Raw genomic sequence first — 23,004 nt, 5'->3', positions numbered from 1 at the left:
GGTAACTACGCAAGGCTTGGCGCGGCGTCATGATGGTGGCTGGCCAATTGCCGCAGGCGCTCGATGCCGACGGGTTCGGTCTTCAGCAATGGCACGACGGCGTATCGCTTCGCGTGTTGCTTGGCGATGCCGTCCATTTCGCGCAGTTCATTGAAGGCGCGTTGGCGTAGCAAGGCCGATGTCGGCCCCGCCGCGGCGATGCTGCTATTGACCAGCCAGGCCCAGGGCTCGATGCCGGCGCGGCGCAGGTCTTCCTGAAGATTGGCGGCTTCCAGCACGGGCGTGGTCTCCGCCAGGGTGACCAGCAACACCTTGGTCTGCGTGGGGTCCTGCAATTGCATCATCGGCGTGGTGTAGTGGACATTGCTGCCCGACATCTGGCGGGCGATGTCCCGGTGATAGGCGCCGGTTGCATCCAGCAGCAGCAAGGTGTGGCCGGTGGGCGCGGTATCCATGATGACGAACTTGGTGCCGGCCTCGCGCACGATGCGGGAAAACGCGCCGAACACGGCAATTTCCTCGGTGCATGGCGAACGCAAATCCTCTTCCAGCAAGGCCTTGCCGTGCGCGTCCAGCTTGGCGCCTTTGGTCGCCAATACGTGCTGCTGGTAGCGCTCGGTTTCGACTCGCGGGTCAATGCGGCTGACCGTCAGATTGGGTAGCGTGCCTTCCAGCGTGCGTGCCAGATGCGCCGCGGGATCCGACGTGGTCAGGTGCACCGCCAGGCCGCGTTCCGCAAGGTTGACCGCGATCGCCGCGGCCAGCGTGGTTTTGCCCACGCCGCCCTTGCCCATCACCATGACCAGGCCGTGCCCGTCGGCGGCAATGCCATCAACCAGCGATGCCAGATCAGGGGCTTCGATCTTGGGAACGTCAACACGGTTCGGCTCGTCGGCATCAAGCGCGGCGTCGGTGAGCAGGTGGCGCAAGGCTTCCAGCCCAACGACGTTGAAGGCTTTCAAGGTGACCTGGTCCTTGGGCAAGGCCACAAGCGGTGCGGGCATGGCTTCGATGGCTGCCTGCTCTCGGGCATAGACGGCCGCGGCCAGATCGTCATGCTGGACGGCCGCGGCAGGCAGGACACCATTAATGACCAGGTGCTGCTGCAACAGCCCGATGCCCGCCAACTCCAGGCTGGTCCGCGCGGCCTCTTCCAGCGTGGCCCGCTGCGCGCGCGCGACCAGCACCAGGCGCGTGCGTTGCGGGTCCGCCAACGCCGCGACCGCTTCGCGGTACTGGGAACGTTGCTTTTCCAGGCCGGCCAGCGGCCCCAGGCATGACGCATCGCCTTGGCCAGCGTCCAGAAAGCTGCTCCAGGCTCCCGGCAACTGCAGCAGGCGGATGGTATGCCCGGTGGGCGCCGTGTCGAAAATGACGTGATCGAAGTCCGACGTCAGGCTTGAGTCCGTCAGCAAAGAGGTGAACTCGTCAAACGCCGCAATCTCCGTGGTGCAGGCGCCCGACAAGGATTCTTCAATGCCCCGCACCACATCGTCGGGCAAGACGCCGCGCACCGGGTTCACGATTCGGTCCCGGTACTGTTGGGCCGCGCCTTGCGGGTCAATTTCCAGCGCCGACAGGTTGCGCACGGCGGCAATCGCGGTGATGTGGTTGCCGATGTCAACGCCGAATACCTGGCCCACGTTCGATGCGGGATCGGTGCTGACCAACAGCACTCGCCTGCCCTGCTCCGCCAGCAAGACGGCCGCCGCGCAAGCCAGCGAGGTCTTGCCGACCCCGCCTTTGCCGGTAAAGAAGAAAAACCGGGGAGCTGCATTTAGAAAGTTCATGGCCGTCCCCTTAGCAGGTGCGATTGCCGCCGCAACAACCCGACTGCGGTTTGGCGTCGGCGGGGGCTTCGATACCTGTCCATCGCACGAGTTCCTCGCGCGTGGGGTATCTGCCGGCCAACGCAATCTCGTTATCAACCAAGGTCAAAGGAAGCGCTTCGGCGCCTGAACGCGTCAGAAACGCGCTGACCACCGCGTTCTGCGCGAACTCCAGCGGTTGTTGGGCCAGGTTCACCCGCTCGATGTTTGCGCCTTGCCGCTTCGCCCAATCGATATCGGCCGCGCTCGTTACCAAGGCCTGATCCACGTCCACGCCACACACGCCTGTGCTGCAGCACAGGGCCGGGTCAAATATCTGTATGGTTTTCATTTTGACGCTCCAAGAATTTTCGAAATGTCCGTCAAAAAAAATGGCCCATGGACAGGCGGCATGAGCATTAGCCCGGCATTACTCGGCCGGCTTGCTTTCACCAATCTGCTTCAACTCGCGATGGATCGCTGCCTTATCCAGGGCCGCGATGGGCAGGTTGGCAAAAATATTGATGCGGGCGGAGATCTGCCGAAAGATTTTTTCGAAGACGCGGCGCTTCACTTCATCGGTGCCCTCGGCGGCGGCGGGATCTTCGAAGCCCCAATGGGCAGAGATCGGCTGGCCTGGCCAGACCGGGCAGACTTCGCCGGCGGCGTTGTCGCACACGGTGATGATGAAATCCATCTGGGGTGCGTCCGGCGCGGCGAATTCGTCCCAGCTTTTGCTGCGCAGTTGGTCCGTCGGGTAGTTCAGCACTTGAATCCGCTCGATCGCGAACGGATTCACGGTGCCACCCGGATAGCTGCCCGCGCTGTACGCATGGAAGCGGCCCTTCCCCAGCGTATTGAGCAAGGCTTCCGCCATGATGCTGCGCGCCGAATTGCCGGTGCACAAAAATAGAACGTTATAGACTTTCTCGGTCATGATGCGGACTCTTCAAGAGAGGTTGTTCACGCGCCGCGCGCGAGCGGCTGCAGGTGGGTCACAAGCGGTGACGCTTGTCGGGGCACAAGGTTGGCCGCCGCAGCAGTTATCAGTCAGGTAGGCCAACAGTTCCGCCATCGACTCGAATCGAGCTTCATAGATGACAAACCTTCCTTCCTGCCGCGACGTCAACAAGCCGGCATGCACCAGCTCTTTCAAGTGAAAAGAAAGCGATGAGGGGGGGATGCCCGTCTTTTCGGACAGTTGGCCGGCAGGCAGACCTTCCGGCCCCGCCTGGACCAGCAGGCGGTAGACGGCAAGGCGCGATTCATGCCCGATCGCGGCGAGGGCTTTGACAGCATCTTTCATTTCCATTGTTCGACTGTAGTGGAATAGTAGAAAGCTGTAAACCCTAATGTAGGGTCGCGGGTGATGGCTAGCCGAAGCGGCCGGTGATGTAGTCGGAAGTCTGTTCACGCTTCGGTTTGGTGAACAGGTCGTCGGTCCGGCCCATCTCGACCAGTTCGCCGGCGCACATGAACCCGGTGTAGTCAGAGCAACGCGCAGCCTGTTGCATGTTGTGCGTCACGATCAGGACGGTGTAGTCCTTCTTCAGCTCGGCAATCAGCTGTTCGATCTTTGCGGTGGAGATCGGGTCCAGTGCGGAAGTCGGTTCATCCAGCAGCAACACGTCGGGGCTCAGGGCAATTGCGCGGGCGATGCATAGCCGCTGTTGCTGGCCGCCCGACAGCCCCAGCGCGTTCTGCTCCAGCTTGTCCTTGACCTCGTCCCAGAGCGCGGCGTTGCGCAAGGCCGCTTCCACCCTGACGTCCATCTCGGCCTTGGGCAAGCGGTCGTAGTGCCGGATTGCGTAGGCGACGTTGTCATAGATCGACATCGGAAACGGGACCGGTTTCTGGAACACCATCCCCACCTTGCTACGCAAGCGGTTGATCGAATACTCGGGGTCCAGAATGTTTTGGTTGTCGAGCAAAACCTCGCCGCGCGCTTCCAACCCTGGATAAATCGCGTAGATACGATTGAAGATACGCAAAAGGGTCGACTTGCCGCAACCGGACGGGCCGATCAGCGCGGTAACGCGATTGGAAGCCAGTTCGATATTGACGTTGTTCAGCGCCTGGACACCCTTGTAATAGAAGCACAGGTCGCGAGTCACCACTTTAGGCTGCGTCGCGGTGGCCGGATTGTCCAGGGAGGCGCTGCGGGCCGCAATGGCCCCGGCCGCCGAGGAGTTCAATACCGATGACGGGAAAGCAAATTCAGTCATGATTCACCTTGTTGCGTGACAAGATAGCGCGGGATAGCAGGCTCAGGAGGAGCACGAACATCGTGACGACGAAGGCACCAGCCCAGGCCAACGCATGCCAGCTTTCGTAGGGGCTCATTGCATATTGGAAAATGACGGCGGGCACGCTGGCCATCGGCGCGCTCAGGTCCGCGTTCCAGTATTGGTTGTTCAACGCCGTGAAAAGCAAGGGCGCGGTTTCACCACTGATGCGCGCCAGGGCCAACAGCACGCCGGTTGTGATGCCCGGCAACGCCGCCCGGAACAAGACCTGAACCGTCACTTTCCATTGGGGCACCCCCAATGCCAGCGCAGCCTCGCGCATTTGGCTGGGCACCAGTTGCAGCATTTCGTCGGTGGTACGGACCACAACCGGCAGAACGATGAATGCCAACGCGATGGCGCCCGCCCAGCCGGAGAAATGCCCCGTTTGCCGGACGACCAGTTCGTAGACGAACAGGCCCAACACGATGGAAGGCGCAGAAAGCAGGATGTCGTTCACGAAGCGGATCACCGCGCCGATCCGATGGCTGTTCACGTATTCCGCCAGGTACGTTCCGGCGGCAATCCCGATGGGGGTTCCGAGCAGAATTGCGACCACACTCATCAACAGGCTGCCAAACAAGGCGTTTGCCAAGCCCCCATCGGCGCCAGGCGGCGGCGTCATCTTGAAGATCAGGTCCCACTTGAGCGCGGCGAAGCCCTTGGTTGCCGTGGTCCACAGGATCCAGATCAACCAAAACAGCCCAAACAGGGTCGCAGCCATCGACAGCGCTACCGACACCAGATTTCGCGCGGTACGCATGCGTTGCAGACGCAGGCCTTGCGGGGTCATAGCCTTCCCTCCTGACGGTTGAGGCGGTTGAGCATCAGTTTGGCAATGGCCAGCACAACGAAAGTCACGACAAACAGCAGGAAGCCCAGGGCGATCAACGACGACAGGTAAATGTCCGAGTCGGCTTCGGTGAACTCGTTAGCGATGGTGGCCGCAATGGAATTGCCCGGCTCCAGCAACGAGGGCGTCAGCCGGTGCGCGTTACCCAATACAAAGGTCACCGCCATGGTTTCGCCCAACGCCCTGCCCAGCCCCAGGAATACGCCGCCGATCACCGCCGAGCGCGTGTGTGGCAAGACGATGTTCCAGACGACTTCCCAGGTGGTGGAACCCAGGGCGTAGGCGGACTCTTTCAATGGGCGAGGCACCGTCAGGAACACTTCCCGCATGACGGATGTGATGAACGGCACCACCATGATGGCCAGCACGATGCCGGCCGTCAGCATGCCCATGCCCAGGGGTGGACCGGAAAAAAGCACGCCGATGAAGGGCAGCGTGCCGATGTGTTCGTCAAGCCACGGATTGACGTATTCAGCCATCACCGGCACGAAGACGAAGAGGCCCCACATGCCGTAGATGATGGACGGGATGCCCGCCAGCAGTTCGATCGCCGACGCTACCGGCTGGCGCAGCCACTTGGGCGCGACTTCAGTCAGGTAATACGCAATACCGAAGCTGACCGGTACCGCGATCAGCATCGCAATGAACGCCGTCACCAAGGTTCCGTAGATCGGCACCAACGCGCCAAACTTGTGATTGACCGCATCCCAATCACTGGACCAGAGAAATTCGAACCCAAAGGTGCTGAAGGCGAGCCTGCCTCCCCACAGCATGGATAGCGCGGCCCCGCTCAGCGACACCAATACAAAAATGCCGGCTACGGCAACAATGCGGCGAAAGACCTTGTCCGAAGACGCATCGCGGCGCGATCGCGACTCTTCGGCCTGGAAATCCAGCGCGGGGTTAAGACCCGGATTATTCGACATTTACGTCAACCTGTAAGAACGCAGCCAATTGGCCGTCGGTCTCGCCCGGCGGCGCCGATCCTGCAGGCGCCGCCGGGCGAGACCGACTCCCTAAGATCAACGCTTGATCTGCGCGGCCCAGTAGCCTTCGATCTGGGCAACCAGTTCCTTGGGCAGCGGCACGTAGTCCAATGCCTCGGCTTCGTGCTGGCCGTTTTCCAGGGCCCACTTGAAGAAGTCCAGCGTGGCGGCCGTACGCGCTGCGTCCTTGGGCTGCTTGTACATCATGACAAACACCGTTGCCGCGATGGGCCAGGCGTCGTCACCCGGCGCGTTGGTGATCACCAGATGGAAATCCTGCGAGTTCTTCCAGTCGGCGTGCGCGGCAGCGGATTGGAACGTCTTGTCGCTGGGCACGACAAACTTGCCGTCCGAGTTCTTGACGGCCGCGTAAGACATCTTGTTTTGCAGCGCGTACGCGAGTTCAACGTAACCGATCGAATTCTTGATCTGCTTCACGTACGCGGCGACGCCTTCGTTGCCCTTGCCGCCCACACCAACGGGCCACCGCACGGACGTGCCCTCACCCACCTTGGTCTGCCATTCCGGGCTGATCTTGGACAGGTAGTTGACCCAATTGAAGGTCGTGCCCGAGCCGTCCGAACGATGCACCACCGTGATCTTCGCGTCGGGCAGCTTCACGCCAGGGTTCAGGTCGGCGATTGCCTTGTCATTCCATTTTTCGATCTTGCCCAGATAGATATCAGCGAGCAAGGGACCGGTGAAGCGCAGCTTGCCCGGCTCGATGCCGGCGATGTTTACGACGGGAACCACGCCGCCGATAACCACCGGGAACTGGCCCAAGCCCGCCTCAGCGAGTTCCTTGGGGGGCAAGGGCTTGTCAGACGCGCCGAAGTCGACCGTACCAGCCTTGATCTGCGCGATACCGCCGCCCGAACCGATCGATTGGTAGTTGATCTTGTTGCCCGTCTTGGTGTTGTAAGTGTCGGACCACTTCGACAGGATCGGGTACACGAACGTCGATCCGGCGCCGGTGATATCCGCGGCCTGAGCTGAAACCATGCCGAGTGCGAAGGAAATGCCCAATCCGGCAGCGTATCTTTTGGCCTGTGCAAACATGCTTATTCTCCACTTGAGGGTGCATTGAGGAAGTCCGTTTGACTCCCTGGTCACAACACATCTGTCTGTCGTGATTTATGGAAATAATGAATCAAATTCATTAACGGTTTATGACAGTCTCCAATTCCTGCCTGTCCTGTCCCGACGTGCCAATGACAAGCTCGGCGTCGTCAGGCAAGCAGCCGCACGCATGTGTCGCGCAGCAGTCTTCCAGGATGAATTCAAGTAGCCCGTAGATGCCTCCGAGCCGCGCACGATAGCGAACGCCCTCGCCTGTTCTACTGCCGACGATCAAGCCTGCTCTCGCAAGCCCGGCCAAGTGTTGCGACACCGTGCTGCGCGGCCCGCCGACGACGGCAGCTATCTGCGCCGCATCCATTCCGCGCGGCTCCTGACGTATCAACATCCGGAAAATGGCCAAGCGCGTCGAGTGGCTCAGCGCAGTGAACACCGAGACAGCTTCCGCTGCATTCGCTGCCGAGGCGATTGGAGAGGCGAGCGCTGAGACCATGGCTTGCGGGCGCCCTGAGGGCCAATCGAGGGTTTTCATATAAAGTCCATATGTCTTGATTTATCGACATATTGTGCTTGTCATATGACGATTCGATGACAGTCTAAATTTATCTTCTCAACACTTCAATTATTGTTGTAGTATTGACGAATGAATAAAACCTCGGCCGTAAGCGTTTTTGAATCTCTTGCCTCCGGCGTTCGCCTGGACATCTTTCGTCTTCTCGTGCGCGCCGCCCCAGTCGGCTGCGTCGCGGGGCAGATCGCGGCGGAATTGAACCTGCCGCCCACTAACCTGTCGTTTCATCTAAAGGCACTGACGCAATCAGGTCTACTCACCGTCGAGCAAGAGGGGCGGTACATGCGCTACCGCGCGAATATCGATTTGATGAACGAGTTGGTGAGCTATCTCACCGCGGAATGCTGCAGCGGCATTCCAGCGCCCACTTCCCCTGAAAATCTGAGGGACGCCTGATGTCTGAGATCGCTCCTGACCGCCATGCGGATGTGGTCATTATTGGGGGTGGCCAGAGTGCCCTCGCCGTTGCCTACTTCCTCAGGCGTACCGCTTTGAAGGTAATTCTTCTGGACGCTGGCGTGGGTCCGGGCGGTGCATGGCGGCATGGATGGGAATCGTTGCACCTGTTCTCACCCGCACAGTGGAGCTCCCTGCCCGGCTGGCCTATGCCCCCGACACAAGGTTACCCGGCGCGAGATCAGGTTATTGAATACCTCGCGCGCTATGAACAACGGTACGGCTTCACGGTGGAGCGGCCTGTAGCAGTTGCGTCCATCAGCAAGCGGGAGTCAGGATTTTTCGTCGAAACTGACAAGGGCGCTTGGCATGCCAAGGCCGTGATCAGCGCCACAGGCACCTGGAGCGCTCGATTCATCCCTCCGTACGACGACCGGGACATCTTTCGTGGCGAACAGGTCCACTCCGCGCACTACCAATCGCCAGCCCCCTACGCGGGCAAGCGCGTGTTGGTCGTTGGCGGCGGTAATTCCGGAGCACAGATCCTTGCAGAACTTTCCGAGGTCGCCCAAACCACGTGGGTGACGTCCACCGAACCGCTGTTCCTGCCGGATGACGTTGATGGACGGGTTCTATTTGAACGCGCTACCGCGCGTTGGCAGGCGATGCAGTCGGGCGAGCAACCCGAAGACCTTCCAGGCGGATTTGGTGATGTGGTCATGGTCCCACCCGTGCGCAAGGCGCGTGAGCGCGGAGTACTGCAATCGGTTCGCCCATTCTCGCGCTTTACGCGCGATGGCGTCGTGTGGGCCGACGGTTCTTCTTCAGTGGTCGACGCTGTCGTGTGGTGCACCGGATTCCGGCCTGCATTGGCACATCTTGCCGCACTAGGCATCATCGACCCCGATGGCAAAGTTCGAGTTTCTGGCACGCAGGTTGCCGATGTTCCAGGCCTGTGGCTCGTCGGTTATGGCGAATGGACGGGTTTTGCGTCCGCTACCCTCATTGGCGTCATGCGAACCGCCAAATCCACTGCGGCCGAAGTGGCCGCTTTTGTTGAAAACGCATTTTCCCTCACCTCCTGATCACACATATGAGCACCGTTACCATCTACCACAATCCCCAATGCGGAACCTCCCGGAACACGCTAGCGCTGATACGCAACGCGGGGATCGAACCGCAAGTTATCGAATATCTACAAACGCCGCCGGATCGCGCCACCCTCGTTGATCTGATCGCCCAAGCAGGTTTGACCGTTCGTGACGCTATTCGCCAGAAGGGGACGCCGTATCTCGAGCTTGGGCTGGACGACGCATCCTTAAGCGATGATGCGTTGATCGACGCCATGCTGGCGCATCCCATTCTGATCAACCGCCCGTTTGTCGTGACTCCTTCGGGTGTTCGCCTGTGCCGGCCTTCCGAGGAGGTATTGGACATCCTCGAGGCTCCCCAGCGCGGCCCGTTCACCAAAGAAGATGGCGAAGTGGTCATCGACGACAGCGGAAAGCGCGTGCGCTAAACCATGCCAAGTCCTTCGACAGCCGCGGACACTGTGCATCCATCCGACAAGGCGCACGGATTGGTCACAGCATTGGGGATAGGACAGATCTGTTCCTGGGGATCGCTCTACTATAGCTTTCCGTTGATTGCCGAGGCGATGGGCAAAGAGCTTGGCTGGAGCAAACCCGACCTATACGGCGCTGCCACGCTCGGGCTGATCCTCGCCGCGCTGGCCGCATATCCGGTGGGTGTTGCGGTTGATCGTGGACACGGTCGTTGGGTAATGGGCCTTTCCTCACTGCTCGCGGGAGGGTTGCTGTTGCTTTGGTCTCAAGTGACGTCCCTGCCGGCTTTCTACGTCCTTGTCGCAGCCCTGGGCGCGTTGCAAGCAGCCACGCTTTACGAGCCGGCCTTCGCCGTGATCGCGCGCCGCGTGGGTCCGGGTCATTCACGGGCGGGCATTACCGCTCTGACGCTATGGGGTGGCTTTGCCAGTACTGTCTTTATCCCGCTGGTGCAATGGCTGTTGAATCAATGGGGCTGGCGTGAAGCATTGATCGCACTAGCTGCGGTCAACGCAATCATCTGCACCGGCGCCTACCTGCTCTTTATTCAGCCTGCCCGAGATGCCAGGCCGACCGACAACGTCAATCCAGGTGAACAGCGCGAAAGAAATCGCGTAGCTGTTCAGGAAGCGCTGCGTCGGCCTGTTTTCTGGGCGCTGCTGTTGTCGCTGACAGCATACGCGGCCATGTTCTCTGCCTTTACGTTCCATATGTACCCCTTGCTGCGCGAGCGAGGCATCGACACCGCTTCGGTTGTTCAAGCCATCGCTTTGATCGGCCCCGCCCAAGTGGCGGGCCGAATCGTCGTGAGCATTTTCGCGGCACGCGCCTCCATGCGAATGGTGGGTACAGCGGTGGTGACGGTCTTCCCGCTCGCCTTTGGCGCCCTCGCCTACTTGCACACGGACTTCATTGTCGTCGCGGCAATCTGCGTGGTTTACGGCGGAGCCAACGGCATATTCACGATCGTTCGTGGCATGGTTGTGCCTGAAATGTTGAGCCGACATGCCTACGGAGCCATCAACGGGCTCCTGACCGTGCCGATGACATTTGCGCGCGCCGCCGCCCCGGTGGGCGCCGCGGCCCTTTGGGCCATTGGTTCCTCCTACGACGGAGTGCTTGTCTCAATCTTGGTGGTGGCGTTATTACTGGCCGCAAGCTTCTGGCTGGCAGCGTGGCTCAGCCGCCCAAAACTACAATTTTTGCCCGAGTGAGTGTATTGCAATGACGACGTATTCTTCACCCTCTGACCTCGATCTTCCGAGCCTGGATGACTCTTTGCTGGACGTCCCCACGCACGACAAGCTGTCGCTGACGGCCGGCGCGACGCATCCGCCCCGCATACTGCTGCTGTACGGTTCCCTGCGTGAACGCTCGTACAGTCGGTTGCTCACTGAAGAGGCGGCGCGAATTTTGACGCGGCTCGGCGCCGAGACCCGGATTTTCGATCCGAGCGGCTTGCCTTTGCCCGATAGTGTTCCCGCGGACCATCCAAAAGTGGCTGAATTGCGTGCACTATCCCTGTGGTCCGAGGGGCAGGTATGGTGCAGCCCCGAGCGGCACGGCACGCTTACGGGTGTGTTCAAGAGTCAGATCGACTGGTTGCCGCTGGAGACGGGTAGTGTGCGGCCGACACAGGGCCGCACGCTTGCGGTTATGCAGGTTTCGGGCGGGTCCCAATCCTTCAACGCGGTAAACGCCTTGCGCGTGCTGGGCCGCTGGATGCGCATGGTAACCATCCCGAACCAGTCCTCAGTCGCCAAGGCGTTTCAGGAGTTTGACGAAGCCGGCCGCATGAAGCCTTCGCCCTACTACGACCGGGTGGTGGATGTCATGGAAGAACTCTATAAATTCACACTGCTGGTGCGGGACCGAAGTGACTATCTCACGGACCGATATAGCGAGCGCAAGGGCATGGCCGCGGAGATCGCACGCCTGGCTCGTGAAGCGATGACGCATGAGACGGAGACCCAATAAGGTTTACGCCCTCCTCTCCTTATCTTCATCAACTTGACGAACGGATTTTATTTCCATATACCTGGACATACGGAATAGCTTCCGTTCTTTTCAAGAAATGCGGGTGGGATCGGACCGGTTATCCTGCCTATCGACGTTCCGATCAGCCTGAGGGACGCTGGCGAATCACGTTGCCTGGCCTCATGGGTGAAGATGATGTTTACGCGCATTCTGGTGGATTTCGACCTCGCACACCTGAGTCGGCCATCGTTGGTGGCGCTCTTGGACTTGGCACAAGCCAACCATGCTGCATTGACGTTCCTCGCAGTGCGCCCAAAGCTGGAAAAGCTTTTGAGCGAATCCGAGGAGTCATTCCTCGCTGATGTGCATAAGCAGATTGGGACCGAGTGGGCTACGCTCTTGTCCGCAGCTCGAGAACGCGAATTGCAGCCGCGTCTTCATATCCTTGCGGGCGATTCTATTGAGTCTCTTTTGGCATTCGGGCGTGAGATGGACGCCGACCTAATCGTCGCAGGCAAGTCGCACTGCGGCGGCCTCAAGAACGCCATTCTGGGAGTCCCGTGCAAAGAGCTTTTAGGGCGCGCAGATGTGGCCATCCTGATCCTTCCTTAAAACCTCCTCGTCGACGTGGACCGTTTTCATCGGCAGCGGGGTCGCAGATTGAACCTCCGCCTGCGCCCCTCCGATGACAATTGCAGATTAGGTGCAGCACTTTGCTTCAGCGCTTGCACGACGAACTTGCGTGTTGCACACACCGGTCTCAGGAAGCACAAGCTCCACTCGTTTTGCAGCTTCCAAGTCGCCGGCTAGTGCGGCCACAACAGATCGGACCTGTTCATAGCCTGTCAGCATTAGAAACGTAGGCGCACGCCCATAGCTTTTCATTCCAACGACGAACACCCCCTCGTCGGGATGTCCCAGTTCCGAGGCGCCATGGGGCCGAACTGTCCCGCAACTATGCACATTCGGGTCGATCATTGGAGCCAAGCGGATAGGGCTTTGCGTTGCAGGATCTAGTTCGAGCCTAAGCTCCGCCATCAAGCGAAGGTCGGGACGAAATCCCGTTGCGACGACAATCTCGTCGACGGGGGCAAGCGCCTTGACGCCACTGTGAACCGTCAAGCCCTCGTCGGAATCGCTCACGCGGTCAACGTCGACGCCGGTGAAAAGCACTATCCTTCCCTCGTCCAGAAGCTGTTTGACTGTCGTTCCCAACCTGCCGCGCTCCTCAAGCTGGTCATTTTCTCCGCCTCCGAAAAGCCGATCGGTTGAAGCCCCGCGGATCGCCCAATAAACCCGTGTACCAGGTTCGATGCTGGCCAGTTCCACCAGGTCCTGAAGCGCATTGAAGGCGGAATGGCCCCCGCCAATCACCAACACTCGACGATTGGCGTATCGCTGCCGGGCGTCTCCCAGAATGTCGGGAATGCCATAGGCGATCTGGGCCGCGAACCGCTCTTCTCCCAAGGCCGGGATGCCGTGCGCGCCCATCCAGTTTGGTGTGTTGTAGGTACCAGAGGCATCGATAACGGCCCGCGCCAGGACATCCCGCTCGCCGTGGGGTCCGCTGACTCTCAGCAGGAAAGGTGCGACAGCCCGATCATGGCTCCTCATGACATCGTGCCCGACGCGGCTGACAGCCAACACCCGGTGATGGGTTCTCAGGCAGCGATTGATCAACTGCACTTCCGACAAGGGCTGCAAATACTGCGTCAGCAATTCGTGTCCGGTGGGATAAGCGTCACTGGGCGGGGCAACCCACCCCGACTGCGCGAGCAACTCGCCAGCTTTCTTATCGATGTTGTAGCCCCACGGAGAGAACATCCGTACATGTCTCCACCGGCTCAAACTTGCCCCAGCCTGGTCTCCTGCTTCAAATACGACGAAGGGTATGCCTCTGTCCAGCAGATGAGCGGCGGCGCTCAGCCCGACGGGGCCGGCTCCGATGATTGCGACGGGGTGGTCATTGATGCGCATTCCAGGTACCTCTCTTCATGGGGTTGGGACACGGCCGAAGCCGTATTTAATTGGTACTAGCAACTATTTGCTTAAAAAAAAGCCGCAATTTCTACGGCTTGGACTCTACGGCTCAAACTCCACGGCACACGTCGAGGCGACGCCACAACGTGCTTGTGCGGCGCGCGTCAACTGCCGCAGCAGATCAAGCGATGCCTCCAGGACCTCGGGCTTCATGTGTTCGATCATGGCAAATTCTTCGGCAACCAGATCCGCCCGAATGGTCTGATACAGCTTGCGCCCCGCCGCGGTCGGCTCAAGCTGCACCGCCCGGCGGTCGGCGGCATCTTCGATCCTTGTGACGTAGCCCTTGCGTTCCAGCGAATCAACAATTCGGCTGGCCGTGCTCTTGTCCAGGAACATCACCTGCGCAAGCGCCTGCAACCGCAGCGGCCCTTGCTTGACCAGGGTTTCCAAGGCATAGCACTGCGCCACGGACACGTCATAGCAACAAATGCGATCGCGATCGCGGAACTGATGGACCCTGATCAGCTGGTTCACCGCTTCATAGAGCGCTTCGGCGTCCCGACTGGCCAGACGCGTTCTTGTTGAATTCATTCTTGGTGGCCAAATTAGTTGTTGATACCAACGTTATTCGCTTCGGCGCTTCAGGTCAATACCGTAGCGCTTCATTTTTTGCCATAGGTTCTTCCTGGATATGCTCAAGACGTCGGCCGTTTCTTGAATGCGGCCGCCGTGCCGGCGCAACACCTCTTCGATGTACAGCCGCTCACAGACCTGTTGGTAGGCGTTGAGCGTGGCCTCTTCCCCAACTTGCGGCTCATCGTGAAAATGGTCGCCGTCCGGACCTTCAGGAAAGATGTCCCCCGGCAACAAGACGCTGGACTGACTGACCAGACAGGCGCGTTCGATCCGGTTATGCAATTCGCGGATATTGCCCGGCCAGGGGTACGCCTGCATCTTGGCCAGCGACAACGGGTGCAGGGTTTTTGCAGGCTCTCCCAGGCGCTCGGCGATGCTGGTGGCAAACCGTTTGGCCAGCCAGAGGATGTCTTCAGGCCGATCGCGCAGCGGCTTCACCTCAAGGGTGACGGTGTTGATCCGGTAGTAAAGGTCTTCCCTGAACAACTTGGCGCTGACCATCTCGGCCAGGTTTCGGTTGGTGGCGCAGACCAGGTCGAACTTGGTGTGGGTGTCGTGCTCGGCACCCAGTCGGCGGACACGCTTTTCCTGTATCGCCCGCAACAGCGCGCCTTGCAGCGCCGGCGATAGCTCTCCGACTTCATCCAGGAACAGCGTGCCGCCGTCAGCTTGTTCGAAGTAACCCTTGCGCAGCTTGTCCGCACCGGTATAAGCCCCCTTTTCATAGCCGAAGAATTCCGCTTCGGCGATGGTGGAGGCAATGGCGCCGCAGTTCACGGCTACGAACGGCCGCGCGGTAAGGTCCGGCCCCGCCTGGCTGTGGATCAGTCGTGCCAATACCTCTTTGCCAACCCCTGACTCTCCAACCAACAGGACGGCCGACGCACGGCCCGCCAGCCGGGGCACCATGCGGCGTAGATTCTGGGCCGCCTGCGACACCCCTAGTTCCGTATCGCTTTCCGGCGAGGCCTGCGCCGGGACAACATCGCGCACGGTCTGGATCAGCGTCGCGATGTCAAAAGGCTTGGTCACGTAGTCCTTGACGCCGAGCTTCAGCAAATCCACGGCCCTTTCCACCGTGGCATAGGCCGTCATCAGGATGAACGGTGGCAACGTACCGCCCTGCGCCACCAACTGTAGATAAAGTTCGTCGCCATCCAAGTCTGGCAGGCGGACATCGCTGATCACCACGCCATAGGCATTGGCGTGGATGGCATCCCTTGCCTCATACGCCTTGGAAAACCAGTCGGCACGGATTCCCTCCAGACGAAACCTTTCCACAATGGATTCGCCCATGATGGCGTCGTCTTCGATCAAACAGACATATGGCTGTATCACGGCGTCAGCTCCAAGTTCGTTTTTTCAATGGGTGCGCCGCAAGGCAGTGTGATGGTGAAGGCGGTATAGCCTTCTTCGCTTATCACTTCGATCGTGCCTTGCAATTGCGTGACGATTTGGTAAGTCACCCACAGGCCCAGTCCGCGGGAGCGGCCCTCTGCCCGCCCCGCTCCCCGGGCATCTACCCGGTAAGGCTCAAACAAATGGGGCAGCACATCGTGTGGAATGTGCTGCCCGGAATTTGCTATTTCTACTGAAAGGCGGTCGGCGGTTCCGGTCACGGTGCAGCTGACGCTCCCGCCGCGCTCCACGGCGTTCTTTGCGTTGATGAGCAGGTTCAAGACCATCTGGCGCACCAGATGCGCGGGCAGCGGCAATTCGTCCCGGGTGGTGACGTCCCACAGCAGCGTGGCGTTCTTCTCTGACAATTCGGGCTCGATCAAGAGGCGCAGGTCCTGCCAATCCGTTGTGTGCATGAAGGACGAATCCAGGCGTGCTTCCACCAGCAAGGCGCCGACGGTACGTCGAATCTGCATCAAGCCCCGTCGCGTCAGGCCGACTGTTCTTTGGGTTAATTCATCGTAGGAACCGTGCTTTTCCAAGGTATCCAACGCGTTGAGCATGCCGCCAAGCGGGTTATTGATCTCGTGCGCGACCCCGGCAGCCACTCGGCCTACCGCTGCCAGCCGTTCGGCGGCAATGATTTCCTGTTCAAGCGCTTCCTGTCGTTCCAGTTGCGTCAGCATGGATGCAAAGCTGCGCCCCAACACCGCGATTTCGTCGCTTCCTTCCTTGCGCAAGGAAAGTCCGATGTTGGCCGCCGGTTCGCGCCCGACACGCTGAGTCGCCTGGGCCAAAGACAGCAGCGGCCGTGCGATGCGGTTTCCCCATAACCAGCCCAGCGCCAGTAGCAACAGCAGCCCGGGAATGCTGACCAGCAGCACCTGGCTGACCAGGTCGTACAGGCGCTGGCGCCAGATGCTAGCGTCGTAAGACGCCAGCACGTATCCAGCCAATCCCGCATCTTCCGACACAACTGCGGCGCCGGCGACTGCCAACGTGGCGTCCAGGCTATCGGGGGTATTGAATACAAAGGTGCGCGGATCGTCACGCAGGGTTTGCGCCGCAGCAGCCAGCTCGGCGGGCAAACCGGCGCCGGGCGTCAGCACCGGATAGCGATGCGGATCGGATGACGCATACACATGCAAGCCGGGGTCCAGCACAATGATCGACCGCAAGCCTGGGGCGCCATCTCCTGCCGTGAGCGGTATGCGCAACGCCTCGTAGACCCGCCACAGATCGTCACGCATCAAGGGTTCGCGCACCGACAAGGATAAAACCTGCGTTAACGCCATCGCGCTTTGCCGCGTGTCTCGCAGCATGCCGACGTAAGCGGTTCGCATCAGCGTCGCGGTAACCACCAGTTCCGTTACCACGATCGCGGCGGCCAAGGCCAACGGCACCTTGTAGCGATAGCTGATTCTGGACCAGGGGTTCCAACGGGCCGACTTCATGCAGAATCTCGTGCCGGGTTTTCGCCCGCTGACGTGCGCACCAACCCACGGATGCCGTCGTACAGGCTATCGGGCCCCTCAACAAACCGATCGAGGAATAGGCGCTTGAGTATCAAGCGGCCATCCGAACGCGCGTGCATCTGGAGCAAAGCATCGCGCAGCGCAAGCGCGGTGTCGTCGGCAACATGCTCGCCGACCACGACGGGCGGAAACCCATATTCCGGGGATCGCCATGCGACGCGGGTGCCGGCGGCGCGCGCGCCATGTTGCGACGCAATGCTGTCCCAGACGTATCCATCGACCGCCCCGCCGCTGGCCAGCCCCGCCGCGACCGCCTCCACAACTTTGCTGTGCGCAAAGGTGAAGAAAGCCTTGCTGAAAAACCGTAGCGGGTCCTGATGCTCGGCAAGCAGTTCCGTCCGAGGCACCAGAAAGCCGGAATTAGAAAGTGGGTCGCTGTAGGCGAAGACCCGTTCGCGCAAGTCTGCAATTCCTGCCGTGCTTCGGTCCTCCTTGGGCACGATCAGGTACGACCGGTACTGCGGTTTGCCTTGGTACTGCGGCACCACCAGCAGCTTGAGCTTGTCGGCGTTCAAGACGTAAGGGTAGCCACAGATCCATGCCGCGTCGATCTGGCCGCGCAACAGCAGGTCCACGATTTCCCCGTAGCTGCGTCGTTGGACGAACTGAATGTCCTGCTTAAGCGCTGCTTGAAGATCGGCCCGCCAGATATCCAGCAGTTGGAGCTGGTCGTCCAGGAACACCGCGGTCGTGCCTAACCTAAGCGGCGCGGACGCCGCTGCGTTGCGCGGCAAGGTACAGGCCGCGATAGACGCTACGCCGGCCGCGAGAAAGCTGCGGCGGTTACCGAACGGTAACGCCAGCCCCTGTTGGGGCGCCTGGACGTTACCTCTCCGGCATCGCGTTGTGCCCATGGTCTTGGTCTCCTCCTGTGTAGGGCAATGCCAGAGACACTTGGCATGCCCTTTGCTTATCGCTCTACAGAGTACTGAAGCCGTCATTTCGTTTCAATAGGAAATATCGACATGTCAGAGCCACAAATCCTTACCCGGCGCGGATTCCTCAAGTTGAGCGGAACGGGCGGTGCTGTTGCTGCCGCAACACTCATCCCGATCATGCCCGCCCAAGCCCAACCGGCCACGGCGCCGCACACCGGAACCACGCTGCCCTACCCCGTGAAGTCCATCGCCGTCGCGCAGAAGCTCACGGCCGACACGCCCCTGCAGTTCGCCTATCCCGACGCTGCCTCGCCGTGTACCGCTGTGAAGCTCGGGCATCCCGTTCCCGGCGGCGTTGGCCCTGACCACGACATCGTCGCGTACAGCACGATGTGCACGCATATGGGCTGCCCCACAGTTTTCGACAACAAAACAAAAACGTTCAAGTGCCCGTGCCACTTCAGCGAGTTTGACGCCGAGAAGGCAGGCCAGATGATCTGCGGGCAAGCCACCGAAAACCTCCCACGGATTCTGCTGCGCTATGACGCCAGTTCGGACGGGATATCCGCGGTTGGGGTCGAAGGCTTGATCTACGGCCGCCAGGCCAACATTCTGTAAGTCGGGAGACGCTCATGTCCGCACCCAAAGACCGCATCACCTTGCCGCCGAAGGATGCCGCGCGCACGAATATGACGTGCCACTTCTGTATCGTCGGCTGTGGGTACCACGTTTACAAATGGCCCGAGCAAAGCGAGGGAGGCCGGGCGCCCGAGGAGAATGCGCTGGGCCAGGACTTTCGTCAGCAGCTACCGCCTTTCGCGTTGACGCTTACCCCGGCGATGACCAACGTCATCACGCAGCGGGATGGCTCGCGTCACAACATCATGATCGTTCCGGACAAGGAATGCGTGGTCAACAGCGGCTTGAGTTCGACCCGTGGCGGCCGGATGGCCAGCTATATGTACACGCCCGATGGCGATGGCAAGGCGCGCCTGAAACAGCCGCGCATGTATGCCGCCGACCAATGGGTGGACGTTCCGTGGGACAACGCCCTGGCGCTGTACGCCGGGCTGTTGAAGAAGGTGCTGGATACCGATGGCCCGGAAGGCATTGTGTTCTCGTGTTTTGACCACGGCGGGGCGGGCGGAGGGTTCGAGAACACCTGGGGCACGGGCAAGCTGATGTTCACCGCGCTACAGACGCCGATGGTGCGTATCCACAATCGCCCGGCGTACAACTCGGAATGCCACGCCACGCGCGAGATGGGCGTCGGCGAACTCAACAACGCCTACGAAGACGCCGAGCTTGCCGACGTGTTGTGGTCCATTGGCAATAATCCTTACGAGTCCCAGACGAACTATTTCCTGAACCACTGGGTTCCGAATCTGTACGGGCAGACGGTCGACAAGAAAAAGGCGCGCTTCGCGGGTGAAGATCTTCCAACTACCCGCATCGTCTTCGTGGACCCGCGCGACACGCCCTCCATCGCGATCGCCCGACAGATAGCCGGAAAAGATCGAGTGCTGCATCTGGCGATCGAACCCGGCACTGACATCGCGTTGTTCAACGGACTGTTTACCTACGTGGTTGAACAGGGCTGGGTAGACAAGCCGTTCATCAAGGCGCACACGGCGGGATTTGATGAGGCCGTTAAGGCGAATCGCATGCCTCTGGAGGAATGCAGCAAGATCACGGGCGTGCCGGTCGACGACCTGAAGAAGGCGGCGGAGTGGTCGTACAAGCCGAAGAAGACAGGGCAGCTTCCGCGCACGATGCATGCCTACGAAAAAGGCATCATCTGGGGCAACGACAACTACGTCATTCAGTCGGCGTTGCTGGATCTGGTCATCGCCACGCACAACGTGGGGCGCCGTGGCACCGGATGTGTACGCATGGGGGGGCACCAAGAGGGTTATGCCAGGCCCCCCTACCCTGGCGACAAGAAAATCTACATTGACCAGGAACTCATCAAAGGCAAGGGCAGGATGATGACCTGGTGGGGGTCCAACAACTTCCAGACCAGCAATAACGCGCAAGCGCTCCGAGAGGCGGTGTTCAAGCGGTCCGCCATCGTGAAGGAAGCCATGCAGAAAGCGCGCGGCGCTTCAACCGAAGAGATGGTCGACATCATCTATGCGGCCACGCAACGAGGCGGACTGTTTGTTGCAAGCATCAATCTCTATCCAACCAAGCTGGCCGAGGCTGCCCATCTGCTGCTTCCAGCGGCGCACCCGGGCGAAACGAACCTGACGTCCATGAATGGCGAGCGGCGCATTCGCCTGTCGCAAAAGTTCATGGACCCGCCCGGGGAAGCGCAAGCGGACTGCCTGATCGCCGCGCGAATCGCCAACACGCTGAAAGCCATGTACGAGAAGGAAGGCAACAGCAAGATGGCGCAACGTTTCGCCGGATTCGACTGGAAGACGGAAGAGGATGCGTTCAATGATGGGTTTCGTCGGGCGGGCCAGAAGGACGCGCCCAAGATCGACAGCCAGGGTGGAGATACCGGTCACCTGGTGACCTACGAACGGTTGCTCGCCGCCGGCAATAACGGCGTCCAGTTACCCGTTCAGGCCTACGCGGACGGGAAGCTCAAAGGCACCGAAATGCTCTACACGGACGGTAAGTTCGACACCGCCGACGGAAAAGCTCACTTCAAGCCGGCGCAGTGGAAAGGCCTGCCCGAGCCCGTGGCCGCCCAAAAGAAGAAGTACAAGTTCTGGCTGAACAACGGCCGCAACAACGAGATCTGGCAAACGGCCTATCACGACCAGTACAACAGCTTCGCCCAGGACCGCTATCCGATGGCATACATCGAGATCAATCCCGCCGATTGCCAGGAGCTGGGCGTCGAGGCTTCAGACGTGGTCGAGGTCTACAACGATTACGGGTCGACTTACGCAATGGTGTACCCGGTGCCGGAGATCAAGCGCGGCCAGACATTCATGATGTTCGGCTACGTGAACGGCATCCAGGGCGACGTCACGACCGAGTGGACCGACCGCAACATCATTCCCTACTACAAAGGCACCTGGGGGAACATCCGGAAAGTGGGCTCCGTCGAGGAGTTCAGGAACACCATCAGTTTCAAGAGCCGCCGATTCACCCTGGGCTGATTTTTCAATCAAAGGAGCACCGCCCCTTATGCGTATCACCAAGCTGTTCGTGTCGGTCGGGTTGGCATCTGCCAGCCTGACCTGTGTTGCGGCCCCGGACGCCACAATCCAAGCGATCTTGACCAAGAACAATTGCCTGGCGTGCCACGCGGTTGACCGCAAGGTCGTCGGCCCCTCATACAAGGACGTGGGCGCCAAGTTCAAGGACGAACCCGGCGCCGCTGCCCTGCTGCTAGGGAAAATCAAGAATGGCAGTGCGGGCACCTGGGGACCTGTGCCGATGCCGCCGAACCCCGGAATTTCAGCCGAGGACGCGAAAAAGGTCGTCGACTGGATACTTGCCGGCGCGCCAGGCTGACGCAGAACATGATCGAAGCTCCGCTGTTGGATCGCCGCAAATCTCCCTCGCTACGGTCAACATCGACCGCCTCGTCAGGCATGGACGGCCCGCCCGAAGACCGGCACGGTCGGCCTCTGCATGACTTGCGCATTTCGGTCATAGACCAGTGCAATTTTCGTTGCACCTACTGTATGCCCCGAGATCAGTTCGGCGCGGATCATTCATTCCTGCGCCGCGAAGAGCTGCTGACTTTTGATGAGATTGAGAGAGTCGCAAGCGCCTTCATCAGCCTGGGCGTACGTAAGGTCAGGGTCAGCGGGGGTGAACCGCTGCTGCGCAAAGACGTGGAGCATCTTATTGCGCGACTGGCGGCGTTGCGTACGCCGTCCGGCGCGCCGATTGATCTGGCCATGACCACCAACGGGTCTTTATTGGCACGCAAGGCCCAGGGGCTGGCCGCCGCCGGGTTGCGGCGTCTGAACGTCAGCCTTGACGCGCTTTCGCCGTCCATCTTTGCGCGGGTCGCGGACACGACTGCTTCCGTGGATGATGTATTGGCGGGTATAGCCGCAGCCCAGGCTGCGGGCATCCCGCACATCAAGATAAATATGGTGGTGCAACGTGGTGTGAATGACGATCAGATCCTGCCGATGGCCCGGCGCTTTCGCGGAACCGCGCACGCGCTGCGCTTCATCGAATTCATGGATGTCGGTGCGACCAATGGTTGGAATGCCTCGGCCGTGCTGCCATCCGACGAAGTCCTCAAGAGAATACATGCCGTTTTCCCGCTGACGCCCTTGGCGCCAACGGTGCGCGGCGAAGTCGCTCGCCGCTGGGCTTACCAAGACGGGCTAGGAGAAATCGGTTTGATTTCTAGCGTCAGCCACCCATTCTGCGGCGATTGCTCAAGGGCAAGGGTCTCGGCCGACGGCAAGCTCTATACCTGTCTGTTTGCCGAACAAGGCGATGACATACGTTTGCAATTGAGGTCGGAGTCGAATCCACAAATGCTGATCAACGGCTTGGCTGAGCGGTGGCGATCCCGCAACGATCGATACTCAGAGGTTCGAACGTTACAACCACGCCAACAAAAGATCGAGATGAGCTACATCGGCGGCTAGGTAGCCGCCGAGGCGCCAGCCTTTTTCTTGGCGCTACGAAGTGGCTTTTTGTTCGGGATGATGTCGCAGTCGCAGTGGCCCGCCAACGCAGCGATGACGGGCGCGCAAGCCTCGGGATGGCCATGGCAGCAATCGGTCAACATGAACGACATCAACGAGCCCATGACGCCTACGTCGGCACGATATATGATGCTTCGCCCCTGGCGGTCTCCCCAGATCAAGCCCGCGCGGGCAAGCACCGACAGATGCTGCGACACCGTGTTGTGGGGGCCCTCCACCATTTCCGCGATGGCGCCCGCAGGCACCCCTTCCGGCTCGCGCGCCATCAAAAGGCGAAAAATCTCGAGCCGCGTTGGCTGAGAAAGGGCGTGGAATGCGCTTAGCGCGTGCTGGAAAGACACTCCGTCCCGAGGTAAATCCGGGTTGAAATGGCTGGCAACCGCTGGTGAAGGCGTGGACGTGCTGGCGATGGGCATGGA

General features: G+C 60.3%; 25 protein-coding genes. 10 read left to right on the top strand and 15 right to left on the bottom strand.

Going from position 1 to position 23,004, the window contains the following annotated elements; translation table 11 throughout:
• Positions 1-5: 5 nt before the first annotated feature.
• From arsA to IAG39_RS07560, 9 genes are all read right to left on the bottom strand, one after another.
• The gene (gene arsA / locus IAG39_RS07600; protein ID WP_088590563.1) at positions 6-1,790 is read right to left on the bottom strand and encodes an arsenical pump-driving ATPase; all 1,785 of its coding nucleotides are present in this window, start codon (positions 1,788-1,790) and stop codon (positions 6-8) included.
• Between the two features lie 10 nt (positions 1,791-1,800).
• Positions 1,801-2,160 (bottom strand): arsenite efflux transporter metallochaperone ArsD, encoded by a 360-nt coding sequence (arsD, locus tag IAG39_RS07595; RefSeq protein ID WP_088590562.1) that lies wholly within the window; start codon positions 2,158-2,160, stop codon positions 1,801-1,803.
• 78 nt (positions 2,161-2,238) lie between these two features.
• Positions 2,239-2,745 (bottom strand): arsenate reductase ArsC, encoded by a 507-nt coding sequence (locus IAG39_RS07590; protein ID WP_102773550.1) that lies wholly within the window; start codon positions 2,743-2,745, stop codon positions 2,239-2,241.
• Positions 2,746-2,757: 12 nt separating this feature from the next.
• Entirely contained in the window at positions 2,758-3,120 is a 363-nt protein-coding gene (locus tag IAG39_RS07585) for an ArsR/SmtB family transcription factor (protein ID WP_165867852.1), read from the bottom strand.
• A gap of 61 nt (positions 3,121-3,181) precedes the next feature.
• The gene (gene pstB, locus IAG39_RS07580) at positions 3,182-3,958 is read right to left on the bottom strand and encodes a phosphate ABC transporter ATP-binding protein PstB (RefSeq protein WP_191295212.1); all 777 of its coding nucleotides are present in this window, start codon (positions 3,956-3,958) and stop codon (positions 3,182-3,184) included.
• A 67-nt stretch (positions 3,959-4,025) separates the two neighbouring features.
• Positions 4,026-4,886 carry a phosphate ABC transporter permease PstA gene (gene pstA / locus IAG39_RS07575; RefSeq protein ID WP_118932905.1) on the bottom strand — a complete coding sequence of 287 codons (861 nt, stop codon included), beginning with the start codon at positions 4,884-4,886 and terminating at the stop codon, positions 4,026-4,028.
• Entirely contained in the window at positions 4,883-5,872 is a 990-nt protein-coding gene (gene pstC / locus IAG39_RS07570; RefSeq protein ID WP_088590558.1) for a phosphate ABC transporter permease subunit PstC, read from the bottom strand. Before pstC ends, pstA begins: the two co-directional genes overlap by 4 nt.
• 96 nt (positions 5,873-5,968) lie before the next feature.
• Positions 5,969-6,991 (bottom strand): phosphate ABC transporter substrate-binding protein PstS, encoded by a 1,023-nt coding sequence (gene pstS, locus IAG39_RS07565; protein WP_088590557.1) that lies wholly within the window; start codon positions 6,989-6,991, stop codon positions 5,969-5,971.
• A 100-nt stretch (positions 6,992-7,091) separates the two neighbouring features.
• The gene (locus tag IAG39_RS07560; protein WP_118932906.1) at positions 7,092-7,541 is read right to left on the bottom strand and encodes an ArsR/SmtB family transcription factor; all 450 of its coding nucleotides are present in this window, start codon (positions 7,539-7,541) and stop codon (positions 7,092-7,094) included.
• Between the two features lie 111 nt (positions 7,542-7,652).
• Between IAG39_RS07560 and IAG39_RS07555 the strand changes: the two genes are divergently transcribed.
• From IAG39_RS07555 to IAG39_RS07530, 6 genes are all read left to right on the top strand, one after another.
• A complete protein-coding gene (locus tag IAG39_RS07555) occupies positions 7,653-7,976 on the top strand; it encodes an ArsR/SmtB family transcription factor (RefSeq protein WP_088590555.1) in 324 nt (107 codons plus the stop codon).
• Positions 7,976-9,061 (top strand): ArsO family NAD(P)H-dependent flavin-containing monooxygenase, encoded by a 1,086-nt coding sequence (locus IAG39_RS07550; protein WP_118932907.1) that lies wholly within the window; start codon positions 7,976-7,978, stop codon positions 9,059-9,061. Before IAG39_RS07555 ends, IAG39_RS07550 begins: the two co-directional genes overlap by 1 nt.
• Positions 9,062-9,069: 8 nt before the next feature.
• Positions 9,070-9,495, top strand: a complete 426-nt coding sequence (arsC, locus tag IAG39_RS07545) for an arsenate reductase (glutaredoxin) (protein WP_088590553.1) — start codon at positions 9,070-9,072, stop codon at positions 9,493-9,495.
• Between the two features lie 60 nt (positions 9,496-9,555).
• Positions 9,556-10,755: an MFS transporter gene (locus IAG39_RS07540; RefSeq protein ID WP_205736601.1), complete on the top strand. Its 1,200-nt coding sequence runs from the start codon at positions 9,556-9,558 to the stop codon at positions 10,753-10,755.
• A gap of 10 nt (positions 10,756-10,765) precedes the next feature.
• Complete coding sequence (gene arsH / locus IAG39_RS07535; protein ID WP_088590551.1) at positions 10,766-11,518, top strand: arsenical resistance protein ArsH; 753 nt, start codon at positions 10,766-10,768, stop codon at positions 11,516-11,518.
• Between the two features lie 192 nt (positions 11,519-11,710).
• Entirely contained in the window at positions 11,711-12,130 is a 420-nt protein-coding gene (locus IAG39_RS07530) for a universal stress protein (RefSeq protein WP_223283383.1), read from the top strand.
• 87 nt (positions 12,131-12,217) lie between these two features.
• On the opposite strand, the gene IAG39_RS07525 is transcribed toward IAG39_RS07530, so the two are convergent.
• The 5 genes from IAG39_RS07525 to IAG39_RS07505 form a co-directional block, all read right to left on the bottom strand.
• Positions 12,218-13,495, bottom strand: a complete 1,278-nt coding sequence (locus tag IAG39_RS07525; RefSeq protein WP_088590550.1) for an FAD-dependent oxidoreductase — start codon at positions 13,493-13,495, stop codon at positions 12,218-12,220.
• 105 nt (positions 13,496-13,600) lie between these two features.
• A complete protein-coding gene (locus tag IAG39_RS07520) occupies positions 13,601-14,092 on the bottom strand; it encodes a MarR family winged helix-turn-helix transcriptional regulator (protein ID WP_088590549.1) in 492 nt (163 codons plus the stop codon).
• Positions 14,093-14,125: 33 nt separating this feature from the next.
• Positions 14,126-15,454 carry a sigma-54-dependent transcriptional regulator gene (locus tag IAG39_RS07515; RefSeq protein WP_118932908.1) on the bottom strand — a complete coding sequence of 443 codons (1,329 nt, stop codon included), beginning with the start codon at positions 15,452-15,454 and terminating at the stop codon, positions 14,126-14,128.
• Positions 15,455-15,471: 17 nt separating this feature from the next.
• Positions 15,472-16,989 (bottom strand): sensor histidine kinase, encoded by a 1,518-nt coding sequence (locus IAG39_RS07510; RefSeq protein WP_088590547.1) that lies wholly within the window; start codon positions 16,987-16,989, stop codon positions 15,472-15,474.
• A complete protein-coding gene (locus IAG39_RS07505; RefSeq protein ID WP_234818383.1) occupies positions 16,986-17,753 on the bottom strand; it encodes a PhnD/SsuA/transferrin family substrate-binding protein in 768 nt (255 codons plus the stop codon). Before IAG39_RS07505 ends, IAG39_RS07510 begins: the two co-directional genes overlap by 4 nt.
• A gap of 282 nt (positions 17,754-18,035) precedes the next feature.
• Between IAG39_RS07505 and IAG39_RS07500 the strand changes: the two genes are divergently transcribed.
• Genes IAG39_RS07500 through moaA form a run of 4 tightly spaced genes read left to right on the top strand, consistent with a single transcriptional unit; the run spans position 18,036 to position 22,525 of the window.
• Positions 18,036-18,566: an arsenate reductase (azurin) small subunit gene (locus tag IAG39_RS07500; protein WP_088590545.1), complete on the top strand. Its 531-nt coding sequence runs from the start codon at positions 18,036-18,038 to the stop codon at positions 18,564-18,566.
• A 14-nt stretch (positions 18,567-18,580) separates the two neighbouring features.
• Positions 18,581-21,064 carry an arsenate reductase (azurin) large subunit gene (locus tag IAG39_RS07495; RefSeq protein ID WP_088590544.1) on the top strand — a complete coding sequence of 828 codons (2,484 nt, stop codon included), beginning with the start codon at positions 18,581-18,583 and terminating at the stop codon, positions 21,062-21,064.
• 28 nt (positions 21,065-21,092) lie between these two features.
• Positions 21,093-21,422 carry a c-type cytochrome gene (locus IAG39_RS07490; protein WP_006224616.1) on the top strand — a complete coding sequence of 110 codons (330 nt, stop codon included), beginning with the start codon at positions 21,093-21,095 and terminating at the stop codon, positions 21,420-21,422.
• 8 nt (positions 21,423-21,430) lie between these two features.
• Complete coding sequence (gene moaA / locus IAG39_RS07485) at positions 21,431-22,525, top strand: GTP 3',8-cyclase MoaA (protein WP_088590543.1); 1,095 nt, start codon at positions 21,431-21,433, stop codon at positions 22,523-22,525.
• Here the strand turns inward: moaA and IAG39_RS07480 are convergent.
• On the bottom strand, positions 22,522-23,001 hold the full coding sequence (locus IAG39_RS07480; RefSeq protein WP_223283384.1) for an ArsR/SmtB family transcription factor: 480 nt from the start codon (positions 22,999-23,001) through the stop codon (positions 22,522-22,524). The two genes, moaA and IAG39_RS07480, sit on opposite strands and share 4 nt — an antisense overlap.
• Between the last annotated feature and the right edge of the window lie 3 nt (positions 23,002-23,004).

Source organism: Achromobacter xylosoxidans (assembly GCF_014490035.1).
Classification (GTDB): Bacteria; Pseudomonadota; Gammaproteobacteria; order Burkholderiales; family Burkholderiaceae_B; genus Achromobacter; species Achromobacter bronchisepticus_A.
This window is presented reverse-complemented; position numbering and strand designations above follow the sequence as displayed.